Annotated in this window: 25 protein-coding genes and 2 tRNA genes; 16 read left to right on the top strand and 11 right to left on the bottom strand. The window is 66.2% G+C overall.

The features are described 5' to 3' along the window. The first annotated feature begins 48 nt into the window (after positions 1-48). A complete protein-coding gene (locus ACH49N_RS09275) occupies positions 49-1,017 on the top strand; it encodes a prephenate dehydrogenase (protein WP_358272050.1) in 969 nt (322 codons plus the stop codon). 49 nt (positions 1,018-1,066) lie between these two features. Here ACH49N_RS09275 and ACH49N_RS09270 read toward each other — a convergent pair whose 3' ends face one another. Both ACH49N_RS09270 and ACH49N_RS09265 read right to left on the bottom strand, forming a co-directional pair. Continuing rightward, complete coding sequence (locus tag ACH49N_RS09270) at positions 1,067-1,654, bottom strand: putative glycolipid-binding domain-containing protein (protein WP_358271616.1); 588 nt, start codon at positions 1,652-1,654, stop codon at positions 1,067-1,069. Next, complete coding sequence (locus ACH49N_RS09265; RefSeq protein ID WP_358272052.1) at positions 1,651-2,745, bottom strand: hypothetical protein; 1,095 nt, start codon at positions 2,743-2,745, stop codon at positions 1,651-1,653. Before ACH49N_RS09265 ends, ACH49N_RS09270 begins: the two co-directional genes overlap by 4 nt. 180 nt (positions 2,746-2,925) lie before the next feature. Here ACH49N_RS09265 and ACH49N_RS09260 point away from each other — a divergent pair, with 180 nt between their 5' ends. The 4 genes from ACH49N_RS09260 to ACH49N_RS09245 all read left to right on the top strand — a co-directional run bounded on the left by ACH49N_RS09260 (position 2,926) and on the right by ACH49N_RS09245 (position 5,602). Further along, positions 2,926-4,071, top strand: a complete 1,146-nt coding sequence (locus ACH49N_RS09260; RefSeq protein WP_358272054.1) for a DNA (cytosine-5-)-methyltransferase — start codon at positions 2,926-2,928, stop codon at positions 4,069-4,071. Positions 4,072-4,090: 19 nt separating this feature from the next. Continuing rightward, positions 4,091-4,504, top strand: a complete 414-nt coding sequence (locus tag ACH49N_RS09255; protein ID WP_208962884.1) for a very short patch repair endonuclease — start codon at positions 4,091-4,093, stop codon at positions 4,502-4,504. Between the two features lie 108 nt (positions 4,505-4,612). Further along, positions 4,613-4,879: a hypothetical protein gene (locus ACH49N_RS09250; RefSeq protein ID WP_236603355.1), complete on the top strand. Its 267-nt coding sequence runs from the start codon at positions 4,613-4,615 to the stop codon at positions 4,877-4,879. Between the two features lie 66 nt (positions 4,880-4,945). Further along, on the top strand, positions 4,946-5,602 hold the full coding sequence (locus tag ACH49N_RS09245; protein WP_358271617.1) for a methyltransferase domain-containing protein: 657 nt from the start codon (positions 4,946-4,948) through the stop codon (positions 5,600-5,602). Between the two features lie 293 nt (positions 5,603-5,895). Here the strand turns inward: ACH49N_RS09245 and ACH49N_RS09240 are convergent, their stop codons facing one another. The 4 genes from ACH49N_RS09240 to ACH49N_RS09225 all read right to left on the bottom strand — a co-directional run bounded on the left by ACH49N_RS09240 (position 5,896) and on the right by ACH49N_RS09225 (position 9,936). After that, entirely contained in the window at positions 5,896-6,702 is an 807-nt protein-coding gene (locus ACH49N_RS09240; RefSeq protein ID WP_358271619.1) for an NAD(P)H-binding protein, read from the bottom strand. A 60-nt stretch (positions 6,703-6,762) separates the two neighbouring features. Beyond that, on the bottom strand, positions 6,763-8,073 hold the full coding sequence (locus ACH49N_RS09235; protein ID WP_358271621.1) for a serine hydrolase domain-containing protein: 1,311 nt from the start codon (positions 8,071-8,073) through the stop codon (positions 6,763-6,765). A gap of 105 nt (positions 8,074-8,178) precedes the next feature. Continuing rightward, positions 8,179-9,747: an MFS transporter gene (locus ACH49N_RS09230; RefSeq protein ID WP_358271623.1), complete on the bottom strand. Its 1,569-nt coding sequence runs from the start codon at positions 9,745-9,747 to the stop codon at positions 8,179-8,181. Positions 9,748-9,750: 3 nt separating this feature from the next. Next, positions 9,751-9,936: a hypothetical protein gene (locus tag ACH49N_RS09225; RefSeq protein ID WP_358272073.1), complete on the bottom strand. Its 186-nt coding sequence runs from the start codon at positions 9,934-9,936 to the stop codon at positions 9,751-9,753. Between the two features lie 153 nt (positions 9,937-10,089). Between ACH49N_RS09225 and ACH49N_RS09220 the strand changes: the two genes are divergently transcribed. Both ACH49N_RS09220 and ACH49N_RS09215 read left to right on the top strand, forming a co-directional pair. Then, on the top strand, positions 10,090-10,518 hold the full coding sequence (locus ACH49N_RS09220) for a DUF6325 family protein (protein ID WP_358271624.1): 429 nt from the start codon (positions 10,090-10,092) through the stop codon (positions 10,516-10,518). 24 nt (positions 10,519-10,542) lie between these two features. After that, positions 10,543-10,875 carry an SHOCT domain-containing protein gene (locus ACH49N_RS09215; RefSeq protein ID WP_358271626.1) on the top strand — a complete coding sequence of 111 codons (333 nt, stop codon included), beginning with the start codon at positions 10,543-10,545 and terminating at the stop codon, positions 10,873-10,875. A 9-nt stretch (positions 10,876-10,884) separates the two neighbouring features. Here the strand turns inward: ACH49N_RS09215 and ACH49N_RS09210 are convergent, their stop codons facing one another. Continuing rightward, on the bottom strand, positions 10,885-11,790 hold the full coding sequence (locus ACH49N_RS09210; RefSeq protein WP_358271628.1) for a LysR family transcriptional regulator: 906 nt from the start codon (positions 11,788-11,790) through the stop codon (positions 10,885-10,887). Positions 11,791-11,904: 114 nt separating this feature from the next. Here ACH49N_RS09210 and ACH49N_RS09205 point away from each other — a divergent pair, with 114 nt between their 5' ends. Continuing rightward, a complete protein-coding gene (locus ACH49N_RS09205) occupies positions 11,905-12,249 on the top strand; it encodes a nuclear transport factor 2 family protein (protein WP_244461302.1) in 345 nt (114 codons plus the stop codon). 67 nt (positions 12,250-12,316) lie between these two features. Here the strand turns inward: ACH49N_RS09205 and ACH49N_RS09200 are convergent. The 3 genes from ACH49N_RS09200 to ACH49N_RS09190 all read right to left on the bottom strand — a co-directional run bounded on the left by ACH49N_RS09200 (position 12,317) and on the right by ACH49N_RS09190 (position 13,341). Further along, positions 12,317-12,389 (bottom strand) — tRNA-Arg (locus tag ACH49N_RS09200). 41 nt (positions 12,390-12,430) lie between these two features. Next, positions 12,431-12,522 (bottom strand) — tRNA-Ser (locus ACH49N_RS09195). A gap of 93 nt (positions 12,523-12,615) precedes the next feature. Then, positions 12,616-13,341 carry a dienelactone hydrolase family protein gene (locus ACH49N_RS09190; RefSeq protein ID WP_358271630.1) on the bottom strand — a complete coding sequence of 242 codons (726 nt, stop codon included), beginning with the start codon at positions 13,339-13,341 and terminating at the stop codon, positions 12,616-12,618. A 60-nt stretch (positions 13,342-13,401) separates the two neighbouring features. On the opposite strand from ACH49N_RS09190, the gene hisC reads away from it, so the two are divergent. Beyond that, positions 13,402-14,478 carry a histidinol-phosphate transaminase gene (gene hisC / locus ACH49N_RS09185; protein WP_358271632.1) on the top strand — a complete coding sequence of 359 codons (1,077 nt, stop codon included), beginning with the start codon at positions 13,402-13,404 and terminating at the stop codon, positions 14,476-14,478. A gap of 90 nt (positions 14,479-14,568) precedes the next feature. Then, the gene (locus ACH49N_RS09180; protein WP_358271634.1) at positions 14,569-16,266 is read left to right on the top strand and encodes a 5'-nucleotidase C-terminal domain-containing protein; all 1,698 of its coding nucleotides are present in this window, start codon (positions 14,569-14,571) and stop codon (positions 16,264-16,266) included. Here the strand turns inward: ACH49N_RS09180 and ACH49N_RS09175 are convergent, their stop codons facing one another. After that, entirely contained in the window at positions 16,267-17,274 is a 1,008-nt protein-coding gene (locus tag ACH49N_RS09175; RefSeq protein ID WP_358271635.1) for an alpha/beta hydrolase family protein, read from the bottom strand. A 219-nt stretch (positions 17,275-17,493) separates the two neighbouring features. On the opposite strand from ACH49N_RS09175, the gene ACH49N_RS09170 reads away from it, so the two are divergent. From ACH49N_RS09170 to ACH49N_RS09145, 6 genes are all read left to right on the top strand, one after another. After that, on the top strand, positions 17,494-17,952 hold the full coding sequence (locus tag ACH49N_RS09170) for a YbaB/EbfC family nucleoid-associated protein (RefSeq protein ID WP_358271637.1): 459 nt from the start codon (positions 17,494-17,496) through the stop codon (positions 17,950-17,952). Next, entirely contained in the window at positions 17,949-18,263 is a 315-nt protein-coding gene (locus tag ACH49N_RS09165) for a type VII secretion target (protein ID WP_358271639.1), read from the top strand. The genes ACH49N_RS09170 and ACH49N_RS09165 overlap by 4 nt, the downstream gene beginning before the upstream one ends. Further along, positions 18,263-18,952: a hypothetical protein gene (locus ACH49N_RS09160; protein WP_358271640.1), complete on the top strand. Its 690-nt coding sequence runs from the start codon at positions 18,263-18,265 to the stop codon at positions 18,950-18,952. Before ACH49N_RS09165 ends, ACH49N_RS09160 begins: the two co-directional genes overlap by 1 nt. 75 nt (positions 18,953-19,027) lie before the next feature. Then, positions 19,028-19,342, top strand: a complete 315-nt coding sequence (locus ACH49N_RS09155) for a metalloregulator ArsR/SmtB family transcription factor (RefSeq protein ID WP_236603354.1) — start codon at positions 19,028-19,030, stop codon at positions 19,340-19,342. Beyond that, positions 19,342-20,322, top strand: a complete 981-nt coding sequence (locus tag ACH49N_RS09150) for a TIGR03086 family metal-binding protein (protein ID WP_397504490.1) — start codon at positions 19,342-19,344, stop codon at positions 20,320-20,322. The genes ACH49N_RS09155 and ACH49N_RS09150 overlap by 1 nt, the downstream gene beginning before the upstream one ends. A gap of 23 nt (positions 20,323-20,345) precedes the next feature. Further along, a complete protein-coding gene (locus tag ACH49N_RS09145) occupies positions 20,346-21,137 on the top strand; it encodes a VOC family protein (protein ID WP_358271642.1) in 792 nt (263 codons plus the stop codon). The last annotated feature ends 2 nt before the right edge of the window (positions 21,138-21,139 follow it).

Below are 21,139 nucleotides of genomic sequence, written 5' to 3'. Positions count from 1 at the left end.
AGCGCAACGGTAGCCCGCGGGGTGCCGGTAAATGAAGTCCGTACTCGAATGTGCCAACCTGAGCAGGTGTCAGATACCGCTTCCGCACCTCCGGTGTGCGTCCTGGGCCTCGGTTTGATCGGCGGATCCCTCCTCCGTGCCGCAGTACGGGCGGGCCGCGACGCGTGGGGCCACAATCGCTCCGCGCAGTCCGTCGAGGCCGCGCGGGCAGACGGATTCGACGCCGACACCGATCTGGTCGCCGTGCTCCAGAGGGCGTCGGCGGAATCGGCGCTCATCGTGATCGCCGTACCCGTCCCCGCCGTGGCAGCCACCTTGACCGCGATCGCCCTCTACGCCCCGAACTGCCCGATCACCGATGTGGTCAGTGTCAAAGCTGAAGTCGCGGCCGCGGCGGCCCGTCAAGGACTCGCAGACCGGTACGTGGGCGGGCACCCGATGGCCGGAACGTCGGCGTCTGGGTGGAGCGTCGGCAGCGCCGACCTGTTCCGGGAGGCGGTGTGGGTGGTCGGCACCGACGACGGCGTCGACCCAGGAATCTGGAAGCAGGTGGCGCAGCTCGCCTTGGACTGCGGTTCCGTCGTCGTGCCCGCCGAATCCGCCGAACACGATCGGGCGGTGGCCCGGATCTCGCACCTCCCGCACCTGCTCGCCGAAACCCTGGCCGTGACCGGCGCGGCGGGTGGGCCGCTGGCACTGGGGCTGGCTGCGGGGTCGTTCCGGGACGGCACTCGCGTCGCCGGAAGCGCACCCGGTCTGGTCCGGGCCATGTGCGAGGGAAACCGGAGTGCGCTGCTCATCGCCCTCGACGAGGCGCTGGAACTGCTGCAGAGCGCGCGAACCGAACTGGCCGAGGAGTCGTCCACGGCGACGCTCGTCGACGCCGGACATGCCGCCCGCACCCGATACGACAATCAGGAGACCTGGGACATCACCGGCATCGTGCCCGGCGACGACGGCTGGATCGAGGCGATGCGCGACGCGGGCCGCCGCGGGGGGCGGCTCCGCCGCCTGTGAGCCTTTCTGGTTGCCAGAGCTACCAGAAAGGCGCACAGGCGCGAAGCGCCTAAATCCGTTCCGCCAGCCCCGGGTAGTTGAGGATGAACCCTTCGGCGTCGACGGTGACCGACGAGCTGGATACCGGAGACAGGACGTGAATCCCGTCCGGACCGCTGCTGTAGGTGAGGATGGCGCCCTCGACCCGGAGGTCGAGGAGGTTGACGTAGACGACGGGCACCTGAATGTCCTCGGAGCCGAGATGCATCCCGTACCGCCGGATCGGCAGAGTGTTGAAGAAGGGGCTGAGCACCATGTCCACGTCGAGGGCACCGTCGAATGTGGAGCGCTGATGGTGGGCACCGTGCTGCACCATCCACGTGCCTTCCTCGTCGCGGCTGATCGACATCTGCCGCTCACCTGCGGCGACAGAGGTGCGCAGCGACAGCCGGCGGGTGACGCCGCTTTCGTCGGTGACGAGGTCGTAGGAGGCGCTGAACGCGGGGTGCTCGGGACATGCGCCGCCGATGATGCGGCCGGCAGCCTTGATGCGGTCACCGCTGAGCTGGACACGCACAGATTCCATACGGGGTGCGTTTTCCGCCCGCCACGTCAGTACTGCAGGCCAGGACGGGGCACCGGAGTCTTGGATGCTCACCTGTCTACGGTAATCGACGAGGGCTCGCGGGGTGGCAATGGGCCGAGTTTCGTTGCAGCAGAGTTGCCGAGATCGGCTGCACGGGCCCGATCCATCGCCGCGATGCGCGCGGAGAACACGATCAGGGCACCCAGGCCGACGGCCACGTTGAGCAGCGCGCCGAATTCCTGGGCCACGAAATCGAACACCTCCGTGAGCAGCACGGTGACCAGCGCCGCGGACCGCAGGAACTGCAACGGCCACATCTTGCCGTTGCGCAGTCGCACCGTCGCGCTCCAGCACAGCACGAATGCGATGGCCGAACCGACGAGCTGACCGACGGTGGCGATGTCCGCTCCTGCACCGCGCAGGTCGTCGTCGAGGGTGGTGACGGCGCTGATCAGACCGAGCGTGGAGAAGACGGTCAGTCCGACGGCAGCCGTCCACAGCATACCCGGGCCCTTCGCGAACTCGGGTGTGGCACGCCGCGCGAGTTCGCGCACCGACGGCACCACCCGGCCTTGCCGATCGGGACAGCGGTCGAGCAGATCGGCAACGCACGCGACTGTCGACGCATCCGCTCCCGCCTCCACCGCGCGGCGGAGTTGAGCGATGGCCTGCTCTCGCCGCACCCGGTCCAGCCCGCGGTCGAGGCCGCCCAGGGCAATGGCGGCAGCGTTGGCGACGTCCTCTGTGACGGTGGGCGGGCGCACGTCGTGCAGCCACCGATTGAGCAGCAGCAACACCACGATCACCACGTACATGATGGCGACGGACGGGCGGTAGAAGTAGTCGTTGGTCTTGGTCACGAACTTGCCGATCTCGTCGAGGAACAAGCCGAAACCGATGCCGCCGACGACGACGGCCACCACGCGCGGTTTCCGGCCGAGGAACGAGAACACCGTCACCAAAGCCACGATCATGCCGAGCCCGCCCCAGAGCACATGCGCGATGTGCAGAGAAGACCCGCCGACCTGGGGATAGCCCGTCAGATGCAGGTAGGCGCGGGTGAGCAGGATCGTGAGGATGCCGATGATGACGAACGCCTCGACGAGACCGCTGCCCTGGGCGTCGCGCACAAACAGCGACCTCTCGCGAAACCCGGGAATCATCGCGCCTCCCTGCGTACCCACCCACCCGAAGTCTAGGTGGCTCCGCCACCCGTGAGTACTTGTTAACGCCCCGCTGTTAACAAGTACTCACGGGTCGTTGGTCAAAGTCGGTGCAGATCTCGAGTAACGTTCTCGGGTGACTGGTTCGTGAGGAAGGGTGCCGTGACGTCAACCGGGAGCATGGTGGGCCTGTTCGCCGGTATCGGCGGGCTCGAGTTGGGTCTCCGAGAGCACGGCTGGAACACCGAACTGCTCTGTGAGATCGATCCGGGCGCCCAGGCGGTTCTACGTACCCGATTCCAGGACGTGCCGGTGCATTCCGACGTCACGAAGCTGCGGTCCCTCCCCCAGGACATCGAATTGGTCGCCGCCGGTTTTCCCTGCCAGGACCTGTCCCAGGCGGGGCGGACGGCCGGGATCACCGGCTCGCGTTCGAGTCTGGTGGACGAGGTGTTCCGACTGGTCAAACGCCGCAAGGGTCCCCGCTGGCTGCTCATCGAGAACGTGCCGTTCATGTTGCAGCTCGGTCGGGGCGCCGCTATGAGGCATATCACCGACGCCCTAGAGGACCTCGGGTACATGTGGGCGTACCGGGTGGTCGATGCCCGGGCCTTCGGACTTCCGCAGCGACGTCAGCGGGTCCTGATGCTCGCTTCGCGGACCGACGACCCTCGTCCGGTGCTGTTCGGTGAGGATGCCGGCGAGCGCCCGGTGGGTGATCCGGCCGACTATCCCTGCGGCTTCTACTGGACCGAGGGCACCCGTGGGCTCGGCTGGGCGGTCAATGCGGTCCCGACGCTCAAAGGTGGCTCTTCCGTCGGGATCGCCAGTCCACCGGCCGTGCGGTTGCCGTCGGGCGAAATCGTCACTCCGGGGCTGATCGACGCCGAACGGCTCCAGGGATTCGATCCCGACTGGACCGCTCCGGCCGCGCTCGTCCCCGGCTTGCGCAACAGCCATCGGTGGAAACTCGTCGGCAACGCCGTGAGCGTGCGGATGGCGTCGTGGGTGGGTGGACGTCTGGTGGCGCCGGACGCCTATGAGCGCAGCGTCGAGACTCCCCTGAATCCCGGCGACGCGTGGCCCGCTGCGGCGTGGGGGATGAACCGGCAGGCATTTCGGATGCACATGTCGACGTGGCCGGTCCAAGAACCCTACGAGGATCTCAGCGGGTTTCTCGAGGACACCCGGCTGTTGTCCGCCCGCGCGACTGCAGGTTTCCTCAAACGGGCGCGGATGGGCAACCTGCGTTTCATTCCGGGCTTCATCGACGACGTCGAAAGTCATCTCGACCGTATGGGCGGGTTTCCGCAGGCTGCGGCCTGACGGACACCAGGCGTTCGCCATGCCCTCCACCGATCCCGCCACCAGCGCCCGGATGCGGGCGCAGCGGCGGCGAGATACCGCTCCCGAATTGGGATTGCGGCGGGAGCTGCACCGCCGCGGGGTCCGATACTTCGTGGACCGGGCCCCGATGAAGGGCATCAGGCGACGCGCCGATCTGGTGTTTCCACGCCGCAAGGTGGCGGTGTACGTGGACGGCTGTTTCTGGCACAGCTGCCCGAAGCACGCCACCTTCCCGAAGAACAACGCCCAGTGGTGGGCCGACAAACTCGCGGGGAACGTCACCCGCGACCGAGATACCGACGCTCGCCTCATCGAGTCCGGCTGGACGGTGGTGCGCATCTGGGAGCACGAGGATCCCATCGAGGCCGCCGACCGCGTGCAAGAGGCTTTGGGCACCGTCGAACTGCCCTGAACCGCTCGATGCGAAATTTTGCACCCTCGGGGGTCTGGCTGCCCGGGAAAGTTCGGTGCAGGATGGGGTCATCGGAAAAATCCCACGCCTTACTCCCGGAGGAGCATCATGATCCGCCAGTTCTTCGCGGCGGCCTCCATTGCGCTCGCAGCGGCTGCCGTACCTTTGCTCGGTGTCGGTCCGTTCGCGGCGGCCGCACCGGGCGACACCTACATCAGCAATCCCGTGACCGACCCGGCGGATCAGGCGTTCTGTGACGATCAGGCAGCACTCGCCAACAACCTGTCGGCCAAGGGCGACTACGCGCGCGCCGACGGGGTCGCCTCTTCGGCGAACATGAGCGGTTGCCGCATCTTCACATTCCAGGCCTCGTAGTCGCCGCGGATTGCCGGTTCGGCAACAGAACTTTCCTCTTGCGCCGGGTGCCCGCACAGTGGAGCCATGACGCACGTACATGAGCACGACCCCAGCGATTTCTACAGCCAAGAGTTCTGGGACGAGCGGTACAGCTCGACCGGTGCGGTGTGGAGCGGGAACCCCAACCAGCGCCTGGTGGAACAGACAGCGACGCTGACCCCGGGCCGCGCTCTGGACGTCGGCTGCGGCGAGGGGGCGGACGTCATCTGGCTGGCCTCGAACGGCTGGGATGCCACCGGAGTCGACGTGTCGACGGTGGCGCTCGAGCGCGCCGCCGCACGGGCAGCAGCGGCCGGCGCTGCGATCGCGGACAACACCACTTGGCAGCAGGTCGACATTCGATCGTGGGAGCCGCCCACCGAACAGTTCGATCTGGTATCCGCGCAGTTCATGCAACTGCCGGAGCCGGCCCGCGGCGAGCTGCACCGTCGCCTGGCCGCGGCCGTGCGGCCAGGCGGGCACCTGCTGATCGTGGGTCATCACCCCACCGATATGCACGCCTCGGTGGGCAGGCCCGATGTGCCGGACATCATGTTCACCGCCGAACAGGTGGCCGCCGTACTGGACCCCGAGAACTGGGAGATTCTCGTGTGCGCGGCCCCGGCGCGCGAGATCACCGACCCGGACGGAAACCTCGTCACCATCAAGGACGCGGTCCTGCACGCGGTCCGGCGTCACTGACCACCGTGCCTCTACGGTGGGGCAATACGTAGCTCCCTTGCCCGGAACGAGGAACGATGGCCGATCTGTTCGTCAATGGGGCGGATGGCTCGGCCATCGCCTGCTGTTCGGTGTGCCGACTCTGTTGTTGCACATGGTGGGTCGCACTATCTGCCCGGCGATCCCGACTACGACCGCATGCGGGTCACCATGAACGCCGCTACAGCGACTGCCAGAACAAGACGACCTGCCCCATACCGGTTGTGGCTCTTACCCCCTCGCACTGATCTGGCTACGGGACAAATCCCAGATATTTATCCGCCGAACTCGTGGACGTGCTCCGCTGCCCACCGGGTGAAGGTGGTGGCCGGTCGGCCGACGATGTCCTCGAATACAGAATTGGCCTGCTGGGGATGATCGACGAGGGTCGCCATGCCTTCGAGATACCACCGCGCGTACTCACCCATCGCGGGGGTGAGGACTTCGACCCCCTCCTCGAACGAGACCTGCCGGTACTCGATGTTGCGGCCGAGGGCCGCACCCAGCCGGCGAACCAGCTCCGCACGAAGCAACGTCTCCGGCCCCGTCAGCTCGTACGACTTGCCGATGTGTCCGTCCTCGAGCAGCGTCACCGCCGCCACCTCGGCAATGTCGTCCATGGCGATGGGGGCATTGCCTGCCGTCGGGAACGGCTCGCGAACCACCCCGGCGTCCTTGATCTGCGGCGCGAGTATTCCTGCGTTTTCCATGAATTCGCCGGGCCACAGATGGGTCCACGGTATGCCGGACGCCTCGACCGCCCGCGCCACGTCACCCCAGTGTCCGTCGTGCGGACCGGACAGGTCGACGACGTGACGGACTCCGGCACGTGCCGCCACGGCGAGCACGTTCTCGACGGTGTCGGGCGTCGGCGCCAGATACACGGACTCGACGCCGTCGAATGCGGCGGGAAGGGTGTCGAGCTTACGGAGATATCCGTGCGCGACCTCGACTCCCGTGGGCAGGTGCGCCTTCTCTGGATGGTTGGTGAGTGCCCGCACTTCGGTCGCACCCCGCGCGAGAAGATGATCGACGAGCATCCTGCCGATATTCCCGGTAGCCCCGGTCACCAGAATCGTCACGGCACCACCGTACGCGCCGGCGGACGTGGGTTCCGGAGATCTCGGTGTCGTGGTTTGCGATCAGCTGGTGGGAGCCGGGGCGGACGTCGACGGCTGCGGCGTCCCCGGCGTAGTCGAGGGCGCAGACGTGGCACTGGGATCCTGCACGTCGGCGCGCAATCGGTAGACGTGATCGGGTGAGATGATCTCCGTAATGGCAGTAGCCAGCGCTGTACTCGGCTCGCTGCCCTCGTAGGGAACGTCGGTGTTGATCATGATCGCGAGCGTCATTTCCTTCTCCGGCAGATACACGCTGACCGTCTGATAGCCGGGGATGCTGCCGTTGTGCCCGATCCAGCCGGCGATGTCGAAGATGCCCAGGCCGTATCCGACATCGGTCGACAGACCCGGCGCCGTCACCGTCTGCAGTCGCTGCTCCTGGGTTGCCGATTGCAGCAGCGTTCCCGTGGCCAACGCGGGGGCCCAGATGTGCAGGTCCTCGAGCGTGGAGATCATGGCACCCGCGGCCCACCCCCAGGACGGGTTCCAGTCGGTGGCCGTTGTTTCCTTGCCGTCCGCCGTTTGCTCGGTGTAACCCTGCGGATGCGGTTCGGGGATGGCGTTCGAGTTCGGGAAGCTCGTGTCGGCCATCTCGAGCGGGTCGATGATCTTCTGCGTCACATAGTCGGCAAGCGACATTCCACTGACCTTTTCGACGACCAGTCCCAGCAGCGTCGTGTTGGTGTTGGAGTACTCGAATCCCTGCCCCGGCGGGAAGGTCGCGGGCTGTGCGTATGCGTAGCCGAGCAGCTGCTGGGGAGTGAAGTTCGCTTTCGGGTCGGCGATCAGGGCCTTCTGGAAGTCCTCGTTGGCCGAGTAGTTGGCCAATCCGCTCTGCATCCGCGCCAGCTGGCGGATCGTGATTTGATCACCCAGGGGAACACCATCGATGTACTTCCCGATGGGGTCGTCGAGGCCGACCTTTCCCTCGTCGACCAACTGCAGTACACCAGTGACGGTGAAAGTCTTTGTCACACTACCAATCCTGCTGTAGAAGTCGGTTTCCATCGGGGCGCCCGATGACTTGTCGGCAACACCGAACGCCTTCACGTAGTTGCCGTCGGCGCCCCATACTCCCACCATCACCCCGGGAATCGAGGCCCTTGCCATCGTATTCTCGATGGCCTCGTCGAGACGCTGCGCGACAGCGGAATCGATCTGCGTGCCATCCCCGGCCGCCGACGTGCCCGCCTGCGTCGTCTGCGTCACCGACGTGGTCGATCCGGTGGAGGAGTCGTCCGAACACGCTGCCGTGGCGACCAGCAGCACAGCCGCTGCGGCCGCGACCAGCCCTCGCTTACGATTCGCCTTGGTCACGACCCGAGCTGTCATCGTGCTGGTCCCCTCGTCGATGTGCCGATTGTCGGGAATTTACCCCGCCGCCACCGGGCGAATGTACCTTTCGACGCTTCCACCGCGCCGAAAGGTACATGCGTCCTATGTGCCGCGCTGTTCCGCGTACTCCGCCATCAATCGCTTCTCCTCCTCCCGGTGCGGATAGAAGAAGAACACCACCACAGCGCCCGCGCCCACCACCAGGATTGCGGCGAGGTACGCCTTGGTGTCCCCGTCGAGAAAGGCGTCGCGCGCGGCAGCGATGATCTGGTCCGCGTATTGGGGATACCGTTCGGCCAGCACTTCTGCACTGGAATACGACTTTGTCAGCGCCGCTTGCGTTTCGGGCGTCACCTGACTCGCATCAGGCGATTCCGCGATCGCCGACGACAGCGACTTGGCGTACCCGGCGGTGAGTACCGCGCCGAGGATCGACTGCATGATCGCACCGCCGAGGTCACGCTGAAGGTCGGAGGTGCCGGACGCCATCCCCGCCCGCGACACCGGCACCGATCCGGTGAGCGAACGCGACGCCGGTGTGCCCGCGAACCCGACTCCGATTCCGACGAACGCGTACGCCACCCCCACCTCGAGGTAATGAGCGTTCTCGTTCCACAACAGCAACGCGACGAGTAATCCGAGGACCACGAACAGGTATCCGAGCAGGAGAGTGAAGCGCGCACCACGCGATTCGACGAGCTTCGCGGAACGAGGCGCGACGATCACCATCGCGACCGCCGCCGGAATGATCGCAGATCCCGCAGCCAGCGTGGAGTAGCCGAGCACATTCTGCAGGAACTGCTGTCCGATGAACATGGCCCCCATCAGCGCACCGAACACGATCACCCCGCCCACGGCGGCGACCCAGAATGTGGGCCTCGCCGCCACGTGGAGGTCGAACAACGGGTGCGCCGCGCGGCGCTGCTGCAGGAAGAACGCCGCACCGGCCGCCAAGGCGATCACGCCCAGCCCGATGGCCGTCGCCCCGGCGCCGTCGACCGGCGCGAAGTTGATCGCGAGGATGAGCGCTGCGATGAAGACCACCGAAATGACACCGCCGAGGTTGTCGACCGGGTCGGTGGTCTCGTTGACGTGGGCGGGCACCCAGACGGCGGCGCAGACGAGAGCGAGGCCGGCGAGGGGCAGCGTCACGAAAAATACCGAGCCCCAGTGGAAGTGCTCGAGGAGCGCACCCGACACGATCGGGCCGAGCGACGAGATCGCCCCGCCGAGAGCCGACCACAACGCGATGGCCTTGGTGCGCGGTGGACCCGACCACAGGGCAGTGATGATGGCCAGCGTGGTGGGGAAGGCGAGGCCCGCGGAGATCCCTCCGAGAACACGTGCGAGGAACAGTATTTCGACACTGCCCGCGAACCCGGCAATCGCCGACGCCGGCAATGACAGCGCCATTCCCAGCACCAGCATCTGCTTGCGCCCGTACCGATCGCCGAGCGCACCGAGATAGAGCACCGAGGCCGCCAGACCCAAGGAGTACGCCACCGCGACCAGGTTCAGCTGGGTTTGACTCGCATCGAAGGCGCGACCGATGTCGGGCAACGCGACATTGGCCACCGAAAGATTCAAGTTCGCTACGGCGGCAACGAGTATCAGCGTCGCCAGGATAAGCGTTGCCCGGGCCGGCGCCTGTGTCGATGCGGTTCTGGTCACCGGTCAGCTCCTCCGTTTGTCGTCGCTCGTCGCTGCACTGTCGGTCGCACCCGCAGCGACGAGCACCGACGCATTCGCCGCGGTCATGTCACCCGATTCGACGGCTACCCCGGTGACGTCCACGATCACGGGCACTGACCGCACAGCGATGATCAGCGCCACGAACGCTGAGGCATCGAGTGAAGGCATACACCACCCCGTCTCTTCCGGCATTTCATCCAACAGCGCTGTCGACGAGCTTCGCAGAGGCCGGGCCTGCCGACATCACCCGTCGTGGATGATGCGCACCCTGCCGCCTGTCGCGAACATCGACATCAGAACATCCCCGGCACAGGGAGAGACATGACGAATACAGCTGCTGACGTCGGACCGGTCGCGTTCCTGTTCCTCACGTTCCCTGGTGACCGCGCCGACCCCGCGGTGATCGAGTCGTTCCGAGAGCTCGTCGAGCAGGGCACCGTCACCATCCTCGACCTCGTCTTCCTCGCCAAGTCGGAGGACGGGACGCTGCGACAGGTGGAGGTGGACGAAGAGCTCGACAATGTCGGTCTCGCCGCATTGTCCATCGAAGCCAAGGAGCTCATCAGCGACGAAGACCTCGATGTGGTCCGCGAATCACTCGAACCGGGCACGTCGGCGGTGGCCCTGGTGTACGAGCAGACGTGGGCGCGCAAGCTGGCCGCCGCTTCCCGTGAAGCCGGCGGCGAGGTGGCGCTCCATCTGCACATTCCCCGCGAAGTGGTCGAGACCGCGATCGCCGCGGCGACCTGACATCCCAGAGAACGGAGTACGCACATGGTGTTTCGAGGTCCACGTCGTGTGGGACGGCCCGGCCTGCTCGGTGTGGTGGCCAGGACCGCGGTGATCACCGGCACTGCACGGGCGACGTCCAACGCGATGAACCGCCGCGCAGCCAACAAGGATGCGGAGCAACAGGCTCGCGCCGACCAAGCTGCCCAGCAGGCGTACGCCGAACAGCAGGCGGCGCAGGCACCGCCACCGGCCCCCGCCTCCGCGGGCGGCGACGACCTCGTGTCGCGTATTCAGGAACTCGCGCGCTTGAAAGATGCCGGCGTTCTCACCGATGAAGAGTTCGCCGCAGCGAAGGCGAAGCTTCTGGGCTCGTGACCCCGGCCGCTACCGCGGCACGGGAATCTGCGGCGCGTCTGCGTCAGCGAACGCACGTCGGGTGTGCTTGACCAGTTCGCGAACTGCAGGACTCGCAGCGCTTTTCCACACCAGTGCCAGCACCGCCGGGATCTCGACGTCGTCGAGGACGAGCGCCGTCAGCCCATCGAAGGCGGCGGCCATCGATTCGCTGAGGATTGCGACCCCGAGTCCGCGGAGCGCGAGATCCGCGACCGTGTCCGGGGCACTGGCCTGCAAGGCGATACCTGGCCGGATATCCGACGCGGCACACGCCTGGTCGAACACGGTCCGGATTCCTGTTCCGGCGGGCATACATACGATCGCATGGTCGCAGAGTTCGGCCAGTGCCACGCTGGTTCGACCCGCGAGTGGGTGATTCGGCGGTACGGCCGCCACCAACCGTTCGCGAATGATCGGAAACGCCTCGAGCCCGTCGGGCGGTGCGGTGGCCGTGCCGACGAGTGCCAGGTCGATGTCGCCGCCACGGACTTGGTCGACGAGCTGATCGGAGCTCTCTTCGAGAAGGGTGATCTCGACGCCGGGGTGCGCGTCGTGGAACGTCGCCAACGCGTCGAACAGACCTGTGAGGGTACAGGCGGTGACCATGCCGACCACCAGGCGTCCACGGACCAGCTGGTTCACGGCGTCGACGGCGTCGCGCACCGCGGCGGCGGCGGCCAGTGCCTCCCTGGCATGGACGAGCGCGGCCTCTCCCGCCGCCGTCAACGTGGCCGTCCGAGTCGAGCGGTCGATGAGCGTGGCCCCGAGGTCGTGCTCGAGTTGGCGGATCTGCGCGCTGATACCCGACTGACTGATGTGCACACGCAACGCGGCCCGGGTGAAGTTGGCCTCTTCTGCCACGGCGACGAAGTACTCGAGCTGACGCAGTTCCATAACCTCTGATTCTAGAAGTGAGCAGAACTATCTGTTGGACTTCCGCTCCTTCGGGTACGACGCTGGGTTTACTAGAACGATTCGAACGAGAGGACTGCTGTGTACGAGAAGGCCATGAAACCCGAGGACCTGACCCGCCTGTTCGTCGAGCGGAGCAATGCTGGTGACGCAGCCGGAGTCGCGGCACTGTACGAAGAGAACGCTGTTATGGCCTACCCGCCCGGAAGTCGGACCGTCGGCCGCGAGGCGATCCGGCAGTTGTGGGAATCCGTCCTCGCCCATGCGCCGCACTTCGAGCCGGAAACTCCCCTACCCACCCTCATCAGCGAGGACATCGCTCTCACCGCCACCCCGCCAAAGGACGGTTCGGGGGCGCGCGCCCAGGTGGTGCGTCGCCAGCCCGACGGGTCGTGGCTTCGCCTGCTCGACCAGCCCGAGTTCGTGCCGCCGACCGCCTGACGCCGCCTCGAGTGCGACCGCAGACACGAGAAACCCCCTCACCACTGTGGTGAGGGGGTTTCTGTTGTGCGCCCGAAGGGATTCGAACCCCTAACCTCTTGATCCGTAGTCAAGTGCTCTATCCGTTGAGCTACGGGCGCAAGTCTTCAGTTATATCTGTACCGGCCAACTAGCACCGGCGTGGCGGAGGCGAGAGGATTTGAACCTCCGGTCCCTCGTAAAAGGGACAACTCATTAGCAGTGAGTCCCATTCGGCCGCTCTGGCACGCCTCCCTGGGGTGGTTCCGATCCCTTCGGACCGCCGGAGCGAAAGATTACACACCTTTCCACGACAAGACAAAACGGCTGGTCAGAGCGGCGAGCGGGCTATCTCAGGTTGCTGTCGAACCAGTCGAAGATTCTGCGTTGAGCGTCGACGATGTTCTCGACGCCGGGGGCGTCGTCCTGCCCGTCGGGCACCTGGAGTGGTTCGTCCGCCCGGTGCGCCAGTCCGGCGTAGCTGACGACGAGGGCCGCGACCGATGCCTTTCCCGTCGCATCCCGCAGCTGCTCGACGTGCTCCGGCGGGGTGGACGGATCGTCCTCGCCGTACAGACCGAGCCACGGAGCTTGCAGCAACGGCGCCGCGTCGATCAGGGCGGGGGCATCGTCGGACAACGGCTCGACGATGCCGCGGGCGGAGACGCTGACAGCGGCTCCGATCGGCCGGTTGGTGGCTACGAGCAGCGCGGCGGTTCCGGCGTCGTCGAAACCGAGAACCCCGACACAATCGGAGAGGACGCCGCGGCTCGTCAGCCAGTGCACGGTGGCGTCGAAGTCGGCGAACAGCGACTCGCCGAAGACCTCGGTTGCGCTGTGCGCGGGACGACCGTGGAAGAGGTGCGGCGCCGCCGCCACCCACCCTTCCTCGGCCAGTGAGCGCATCAAGTCGAGGAGCGGCTCGCTGAACACACGCGACTCGTGCAGCACCACAATCGCGCCACGTGCGGGGCCGTCCGGCTCTGCCACGGTGAGCGGAACCCGCGCCTGCGGATCGGCCGGTGAGCCGCCGACCGCCTGCAGGACCGCAGTGTCCCTGAAGATTCCCGACATGTCCCCACCTTGGCACGGACTGGCCGTCGACGCACCGGATCGGAGGCGCATAATCGCCTGGTGACTCCGCGAACAAGGGCAGACCTCGACACGATTCCGGCCTACGTACCCGGCAAGAACTTTCCGGGTGCGATCAAGCTGGCGAGCAACGAGACCACTCTCGGTCCGCTGCCGAGTGTCCGGGACGCCATCGCGGCAGCAGCGGGCAACGCCAACAGGTATCCGGACAACGGTCACGTGGCCTTGATCGAGGCGCTGGCAGGCCACCTCGGCGTTCCCACCGACAACATCGCCGCGGGCAATGGTTCGGTCAGCCTGTGTCAGGAACTCGTCCAGGTCACCTGCCAGGATGGTGACGAGGTGATCTTCGCGTGGCGCTCCTTCGAGGCGTACCCCGTGGTGACCCAGGTGGCCGGCGCCGTTCCCGTGACGGTTCCACTGACCGCCGACTTCGGCCACGACCTCGACGCCATGGCGGCCGCGGTCACCGACCGCACGCGGCTGATCTTCGTCTGCAACCCGAACAACCCGACGGGTAACGCCCTGACGAAGGCCGAGCTCGAACGGTTCCTCGACGCCGTACCCGATCGTGTAGTCGTGGCACTCGACGAGGCCTACTTCGAGTACAACAGATCCGACGCAGACGGCATCGAGCTGTTTCGTGGACGCCCCAACGTCGTCGTGCTGCGCACCTTCTCGAAGGCCTACGGGCTGGCGGGTCTCCGCGTGGGTTACGCCGTGGCAGATCCGACGATCGTCACCGCGCTCGGCAAGGTGCACATCGCTTTCGCTGTCAACACCGTCGCGCAGGCCGCCGCCATCGCATCGTTGGCCGCCGCCGACGAATTGCTCGCCCGCACCGACAGCGTCGTCGCCGAACGGAACCGCGTCCGCGACGGCCTCCTCGACGCCGGATACGACGTGCCGGAGTCTGCGGCCAACTTCGTCTATCTTCCGCTGGGAACCGAATCCCGACCGTTCGGCGCGGCCAGCGCAGAAGCGGGTGTTCTGCTTCGGCCTTACGGCGACGACGGGGTACGGATCACTATCGGCGACCCCCAGGAAAACGACGCATTCCTTACCTTTGCGACGAGCGCAGAGGCCCGCTCGATCGCAAAGGTCGGTGTTCGCGCGTAAGTCCTGAGATGTAAACGTTACGTGCAGGTATAGCTCCCGTGATGCTCCCTTGCCAGACTCAGTGCGGTTTGCCGAAGGGAGCCACCCACAATGCGCCATCGCGTCGCGGCCCGGAGTGCTGTCGTGGCCGCCGCGGTGTCGTTGGCACTCGCCACCTCCCTGACCGCCGGCCTTCCCGACGTGCAGGCGCAGGAGCCGCCGGTGTCATTGCGGTTCCTCGCCTTCAACGACCTGCACGGCAGTCTCACACCTCCCCTCGGCGTTCGTAGCGAGGTGAAGCAGGCGGACGGATCACGGGTGCCCGCGGGCGGCGCCGCATATCTCGCGGCATACGTCGATCAACTCCGTGGTCAATCCCCGCACTCGTTGCTGTACTCGGTGGGCGACAACTGGGGATCGTCAGCTCTCGAATCAGCTGCCTTTCACGACGAGCCGACGGTGCAACTGCTCAACCGGATGGGCGTCGACGCCTCCGCCATCGGCAATCACGAACTCGACGAGGGGTACGCCGAGTTCCTGCGACTCCAGCGCGGCGGCTGTCACCCCGTGGACGGTTGCCGTTTCGACGACACGTTCGAGGGCGCCGATTTCCCGCTGTTGGCTGCGAACCTGCAGTTCGAGGACGGCGCACCCGCGACGTTGCCGTTCGCGGTGAACTACGTCGAGGGCATCCCGGTAGGGGTGATCGCGACGATGCCCGCCGATACCGCACACATGGTGACGTCGGGCGGTGCGGACGGGCTCCGGTTCACCGACGAGCTCGCGGCCGTGAACCGGACGGCAGACCTACTCGACTTCTTCGGGGTGCGGGCCATCGCCCTCCTCATGCACCGAGAGACCGAGGTCGACCAGGACAATCGGCCCGACGAGTGCGACGTGGAGTCCCGCCGCACCCATGACGTGGCCTTGCGCGCCTCCCCGAAGGTGGACGTCATCTTCACGGCCGACGGGCACCAGCAGTACAACTGCACCTTTCCCGACCCGGCCGGAAACCCGCGGGTGCTGATGCAGGGCGCCTCGCACGGCCGTATCGTCTCGGTGGTCGACGTGGCGATCGACCGCACCACCCGCGACCTCCTGCGGGATCGCACGTCCTCGTTCAATCAGGTGGTCACGCACGACATACCTCCCGACCCCGACACTCGGTTGCTTGTCGACCGAGCGGGCGAACGGGCGGGCGAGGTCAGCCGAACATGGGTGGCGTCGCTGCAGCACGACCTCACCCGGGAGACGACGGACAGCGGCGAGTCTGCGCTGGGCAACGCTGTCGCCGATGCCCAGCTGGCCGCCGGAACAGCGTTCGGCGCTCAGGTTGCACTGACCAATCCCGGCGGTCTCCGCGCAGACCTGGTCGGAGACACCGTCACCTATGGTCAGGTGTATGCCGTCCAGCCCTTCGGTAACTCGCTCGAGGTTCTGACGCTTCCGGGCGCCACCCTCCGCAGCGTGCTCGAGCAACAGTTCCAGCCCCGCGGGGATGGCAGCGTTACCGAGCGAATCCTGTCGCCGTCGAGTTCGCTGACGTACACGATGGATCGGTCGGCGACTGTCGGCAACCGCATCTCGGATATCCGCGTGAACGGAGAACCGGTGTCGCCGGATGGTGTCTACCGGGTCGCGATCAACAGGTTCCTCGCCGACGGCGGGGACGGGTTCGATGCCTTCCGCACCCACACGGAGGCTGTCCACGCGGGTTGCGATCTCGACGCCTTCATCACCTATCTCGGCGCGGGCTCGCCCGTGTCACCTCCGCGAACCGATCGGATCGCGGTGGTCGGCCGGCCCTGATCAGATGCCGAGCGCGCCCCTGAGCACCGGCCACGACGTGCGGAGCTCGTCCTGCCAGTACGGCCACGAATGCGTGCCCGAGTTGCGGTAGACGAAGGTGGCGGGAATGGCGAGCGCGTTCAGCCGCTGCTGGAACGTCTGCGTGCAGAGGTTCGCCGCCGCTTCGAGGGGCCCGCCGACCGCGATGGTCGAGGCCAGGTCTCCCCCTGTCGCCATCTCGTACGGTCCGGGAAGGCCGTTACCCGTCGAGATGTAAATCTGCTTGCCGCGCAGGGCTTCGGCATTGACCGTCGGGTCGTGGGCCGCCCAGGCCGGGTCGAAGTCCGGTCCCCACATGTTGGCCGGGTTACCGCCCTTGAAAGCGACCGTGCCGCGGACCGAATCACGTGAACTGGGCTGAGTGTTGTCGAGGCAGCCGCTGTAGGCGGCGAGGCCACGGTAGAGGTGCGGGTGGCGGGTCATGAGGTTGGCCGCACCCATGGCACCCATGGACACGCCGGCAACTGCGTTGGTTCCGTTTCCGCTGAACTGGGCATCGATGATCGGTGGCAGTTCGTCGGCGAGGAAGGTTTCCCACTTGTTGACGCCGAGGGTGGGGTCCGGCAAATGCCAGTCGGTGTAGTAGCTCGCGGTGCCGCCCACCGGCAGGACCACGTTCACCTTCTTGTCGGCGAAGAACTGGACCACGTCCGTCTTCTGCGTCCAGGTACTTTCCCGGAAGTCGGACTCGGCGCCTGCGCTCACCCCGTCGAGCAGATACAGCGACGGGCGCGCAGCGCCACCAGCCGGATGCAGCACCTGCACCTGAACCACCCGGTTCATGGCGGGCGAGTTCACGAAGATCGCACTGCGGGTAGGGGTGATCTTCACAATTTTGTCGACACTGGCAGCACTGCTCGCCCGGGGGGCCGCCGGAGAAGGCGTCGGATCGGCCGTAGCAGTGAACGCCGGCCCAGACAGGGTCAGTGACACTGCCACTCCGACAGCAGCGAATGCTAGGCGACGCATAAAGAAATCCCTCTTCCCGGACCGTGTGAATCCCGATTGCACAGTACAAAGTGCGGCCGGTCAAGCAGAGCTTAAAGGTTTTGTGATTGCTGTGTGATTCGGGTGCGTGCGCTTGTGGCCAGACCGATATGAGACCGAGGGGAACCGATTGCGGGATTGCTGCGTCCAACCCCGTGAGCAGGCAATGACGCCGAGCTGACCGCATGGGGGAGGAACTCGATGGTCGACCAGGCCGCACGCCACGAACTGCGTGCCCGCAACGAAGAATTGCGTCACCAGATCGATTCGATGCTGGACGCCGTGCGACGGCAGGCCGACAGCCTGGCCCGGGCGAAGTCCGAGGTCGAGCGCATGAGGGGCTCGCGTACCTCGGGCAACGGAGTGGTCCGGGTCTGCGTCGATGCCGGCGGAAACGTGACGGCGGTCGAACTGTCGCCGGACGCGTTCAAGCGCACCAGCCCCGAGGCGCTGGCGTCCTCGATGGCAGAAGCGGCACGTCTGGCCTTGGCGGATGTACGCGAGCGAACTGCCCAAGTCCTGGCACCCGTATTCGACGCCCGCGCCGACCTTCCTTCCATCTCCGAACTGATGCCGGATGCTCCGCGCCCGGGTGAACCGCCGCCTTCCGCCGACGAACCCGGATGGAACGCCTCGATCCTGCGCGGAGCGGACCGATGAGTCGAGCACTGTGGGTCGACCCTCACCATCTCCGGATCGTGGCGCCACAATTCGATGCGCTCGCGGACACAGCCGACGCCCTGCTGACCGAGCTGACTAGCACGCTCGACGCCGAAAGAACTGCGTGGGGCACCGACGAGGGTGGGACGGCATTCGCCCGGCACTACGTTCCCGGGGCGGAGTCAGCGGTCCACGCCGCCTTGTCCCTCGTCGCGCTGTTCTCCGCGATCGGTGACGGGATGCGAGTGACGGCCGAATCCTTCGAAGCAACGGATACGCGGTTCTCCCGGCGACTGGGCAAGGCTTTCTGATGGGCATCGAACTTCCCGAGGTCGTGAAGCCGGTGGCCTGGCTGGCGTCCGGTTCCAGTTGGCCCGCGGCCGACGAGACGTCACTGCGCCGACTCGCCGACGCCTGGGGCACCGCCTCCACGGGCCTGAAGAACCTTGCGGCGGACGGTGACGCCGCACTGCGCGACGCGTTGTCCGCCGTCGAAGGCGACGTCGCCACTGCCATGTCGCAGCACTGGCAGAAGTACGGCGGAGACGCCGGCGCCCTCCACGATCTCGCGGCACGGTGCGAGAACCTGTCCGCGATGTGCGAGTCGACGGCGACCGAGGTCGAATACGCGAAATTGTCGATCATTGCGGCACTGGCCATATTGCTGGCGGAGCTCGTGGCGATGGCCGCCGCAGCGGTTCCGACGCTCGGCGTGAGCGCTGCAGGTGCAATGGCGGCGGAAGCAGCAACGCAGGTCACCATCCGCATGATCATTCGGGATCTGATCATTGCGGTTCTCGAACAAGCCGCAGTCGCTGCAGCACAGAGCGTCGCGCTCGACGGCGGAATCCAGACACTGCAGATCGTGACCGGTGGCCGGAACGAATTCGACGTCGGCATGCTCACAAATTCACTGATCGCGGGAGCCGCCGACGGTGCCACCAGCGCACTGTTCGGCGAGTTCGGGATCGAGGTGCACGAGCCAGCGACCGAACGCTGATTCGGTCGACTCGTGGCGACATCTGCACCGAGTGACCCATTGCACAATGCGTTAGCCGCGACTAACGTATTGGGCGTGCTCGACCAGTTGGAAGTTGCAGCCGAGCCAACCCGGAGACGCTTGATGCATCTGCTGACATCTGGGGAACAGACCGTCAACACGCTTGCGGCGCACTTTTCCGCGAGCCGGTCGGCCATTTCTCAACATCTTCGGGTGCTCATGGACGCAGGGCTGGTCACCGCACGTAAAGACGGACGTTTCAGATACTACCGGCTCGATCCACAGGGCCTTGCCCAACTCCGCACGCTGTTCGATTCGTTCTGGATCGACGAACTCGACCGGCTCGTCGCGGACGCCACCGAGGAAGCAGCTTCCAAAGGAGACCGCTGATGCCATTCGACAAAACCGTTGTCGTTCCGCTCGATCCGGACGCCACCTTCGCACTCGTCACCGAGCCCGAACGGTTACGCAGGTGGCAAACGGTCGCAGCGCGGGTCGATCTCCGAACGGGCGGCGGATACCGCTGGACCGTCGTGCCCGGACACTCGGCCGCGGGAACATTCCAGGAGGTCGACCCCGGCCGGCGAATTGTCTTCACGTGGGGTTGGGAAGAGAGCGAAGACCTTCCGCCCGGCACCTCGACCGTCACCGTGACCCTCACTCCTACCGCAGGCGGAACCGAGGTGCGACTGGTTCACGAAGGGTTGAGCGACGAACAGGCAGCCCGCCACGCCGAGGGCTGGACCCACTACTTCGATCGCCTCGCCGCAGCCGCCGTCGTGGGCGACGCCGGACCTGACGAATGGGCGGCGCTCCCGCAGCCTCTCGACGAATTGTCGAGCGCAGAGGCAACTCTGGCGGTCGTGCAGCGGGCGCTACGCGATCTCACTGCCGACGACATGTCCGCCCAGACGGTGTGCACCGAGTTCACCGTCGCGCAGCTCGCCGACCACCTCGCCGGATCGATCACGACCATCGGCTCCGCCGCCGGTCCGAAGATCGACGACGAACCGGGAAAACCGGCAGAAACCAGGATCGCCGACGAAGCCCAACAGGCATTGGAAGCGTGGCGGCGCCGCGGACTGGACGGGACCGTGACCATCGGGGGGAACACAGTCCCGGCACCTATCGCCGTAGGAATATTGTCCATCGAATTCTTGGTGCACGCCTGGGATTTCGCAGCAGCCGTCGACCGGAACGTCACCGTCGATCCTGCACTCTCCGAGTACGTACTCGGACTGGCACACACCATCATCCGGCCGGAAGCCCGGGGTGCCGTCGGATTCGCCGACCCGGTACCTGCCGAACACACCGCCGACCCCTTCGAGCGTTTGATCGCCTTCACCGGTCGCCCACTCCCGACGGCCTGATCTCCTCACCGAAAGGAACCGCCATGCCGATCAAAACGAAATACCCGCAAGGAACCCCGAACTGGGTGGATCTCCAAACCAGCGATCAGGACGCGGCCAAGAAGTTCTATGCGGAACTGCTCGGCTGGAAATACGACGACCTGCCGATGCCCGACGGCCCCGTCTACTCGATGGCATCCGTGCGCGGTGAGAACGTCGCCGCCATTGCGCCACTACAACCCGACGCGGCCCAGGCCGGGGCGCCGGCGAATTGGAACACCTACATCGCAGTCGACGACGTCGACGAGACGGTCGCGAAGGTCCCCGGCGCCGGCGGCCAGGTCGCGATGCCGGCGTTCGACGTGGGGGAAGCCGGCCGCATGGCCTTCGTCACCGACCCGACCGGGGCGAGTGTCGCGCTGTGGCAGGCGAAACAGCACATCGGCGCCGGCCTCGTCGGAGACCCGGGCGCCTGCCTCTGGAACGAACTGAACACCACCGACGTCGACACGGCGGTCCGTTTCTACAACAGCATCCTCGGGACCACCACCACACAGATGTCCATGGGACCCGACTACACCTACACCCTGTTCCAGGTCGGTGACGAGCAGGTCGGCGGCGCCGGTGCACCGCTCCATCCGAATACGCCGAACCATTGGCGCGTGTATTTCGCAGTGGAGGACGTCGACGCCAGCGCCGCAAAGGTGGTCGAACTCGGCGGCGCGATCGTCGAAGAGGCCATGGACATTCCGACGGTCGGACGGATGGCCGGAGTCGCCGACCCCCAGGGCGCCGTCTTCAGCATCATGACCCCCGAAGAGCGCCCGGAACAGTAGAT

This window comes from Rhodococcus sp. NPDC019647, from assembly GCF_044389235.1.
GTDB lineage: Bacteria > Actinomycetota > Actinomycetes > Mycobacteriales > Mycobacteriaceae > Rhodococcus_F > Rhodococcus_F oxybenzonivorans.
The sequence above is the reverse complement of the archived record's forward strand: the minus strand, read 5'-3'. Positions and strand labels throughout refer to the sequence as shown.

Bases quoted from the DNA above. Each gene is read 5' to 3' on its own strand.
- ACH49N_RS09215 (WP_358271626.1), top strand. From the start codon at position 10,543: ATGGTGTTTCGAGGTCCACGTCGTGTGGGACGGCCCGGCCTGCTCGGT.
- ACH49N_RS09150 (WP_397504490.1), top strand. From the start codon at position 19,342: ATGCCATTCGACAAAACCGTTGTCGTTCCGCTCGATCCGGACGCCACC.
- ACH49N_RS09205 (WP_244461302.1), top strand. From the start codon at position 11,905: ATGAAACCCGAGGACCTGACCCGCCTGTTCGTCGAGCGGAGCAATGCT.
- ACH49N_RS09210 (WP_358271628.1), bottom strand. From the start codon at position 11,790: ATGGAACTGCGTCAGCTCGAGTACTTCGTCGCCGTGGCAGAAGAGGCC.
- ACH49N_RS09220 (WP_358271624.1), top strand. From the start codon at position 10,090: ATGACGAATACAGCTGCTGACGTCGGACCGGTCGCGTTCCTGTTCCTC.
- ACH49N_RS09160 (WP_358271640.1), top strand. From the start codon at position 18,263: ATGGGCATCGAACTTCCCGAGGTCGTGAAGCCGGTGGCCTGGCTGGCG.
- ACH49N_RS09165 (WP_358271639.1), top strand. From the start codon at position 17,949: ATGAGTCGAGCACTGTGGGTCGACCCTCACCATCTCCGGATCGTGGCG.
- ACH49N_RS09175 (WP_358271635.1), bottom strand. From the start codon at position 17,274: ATGCGTCGCCTAGCATTCGCTGCTGTCGGAGTGGCAGTGTCACTGACC.
- ACH49N_RS09250 (WP_236603355.1), top strand. From the start codon at position 4,613: ATGATCCGCCAGTTCTTCGCGGCGGCCTCCATTGCGCTCGCAGCGGCT.
- ACH49N_RS09275 (WP_358272050.1), top strand. From the start codon at position 49: ATGTGCCAACCTGAGCAGGTGTCAGATACCGCTTCCGCACCTCCGGTG.
- ACH49N_RS09145 (WP_358271642.1), top strand. From the start codon at position 20,346: ATGCCGATCAAAACGAAATACCCGCAAGGAACCCCGAACTGGGTGGAT.
- ACH49N_RS09245 (WP_358271617.1), top strand. From the start codon at position 4,946: ATGACGCACGTACATGAGCACGACCCCAGCGATTTCTACAGCCAAGAG.
- ACH49N_RS09260 (WP_358272054.1), top strand. From the start codon at position 2,926: ATGGTGGGCCTGTTCGCCGGTATCGGCGGGCTCGAGTTGGGTCTCCGA.
- ACH49N_RS09235 (WP_358271621.1), bottom strand. From the start codon at position 8,073: ATGACAGCTCGGGTCGTGACCAAGGCGAATCGTAAGCGAGGGCTGGTC.
- ACH49N_RS09255 (WP_208962884.1), top strand. From the start codon at position 4,091: ATGCCCTCCACCGATCCCGCCACCAGCGCCCGGATGCGGGCGCAGCGG.
- ACH49N_RS09190 (WP_358271630.1), bottom strand. From the start codon at position 13,341: ATGTCGGGAATCTTCAGGGACACTGCGGTCCTGCAGGCGGTCGGCGGC.
- ACH49N_RS09180 (WP_358271634.1), top strand. From the start codon at position 14,569: ATGCGCCATCGCGTCGCGGCCCGGAGTGCTGTCGTGGCCGCCGCGGTG.
- ACH49N_RS09170 (WP_358271637.1), top strand. From the start codon at position 17,494: ATGGTCGACCAGGCCGCACGCCACGAACTGCGTGCCCGCAACGAAGAA.
- ACH49N_RS09225 (WP_358272073.1), bottom strand. From the start codon at position 9,936: ATGCCTTCACTCGATGCCTCAGCGTTCGTGGCGCTGATCATCGCTGTG.
- ACH49N_RS09265 (WP_358272052.1), bottom strand. From the start codon at position 2,745: ATGATTCCCGGGTTTCGCGAGAGGTCGCTGTTTGTGCGCGACGCCCAG.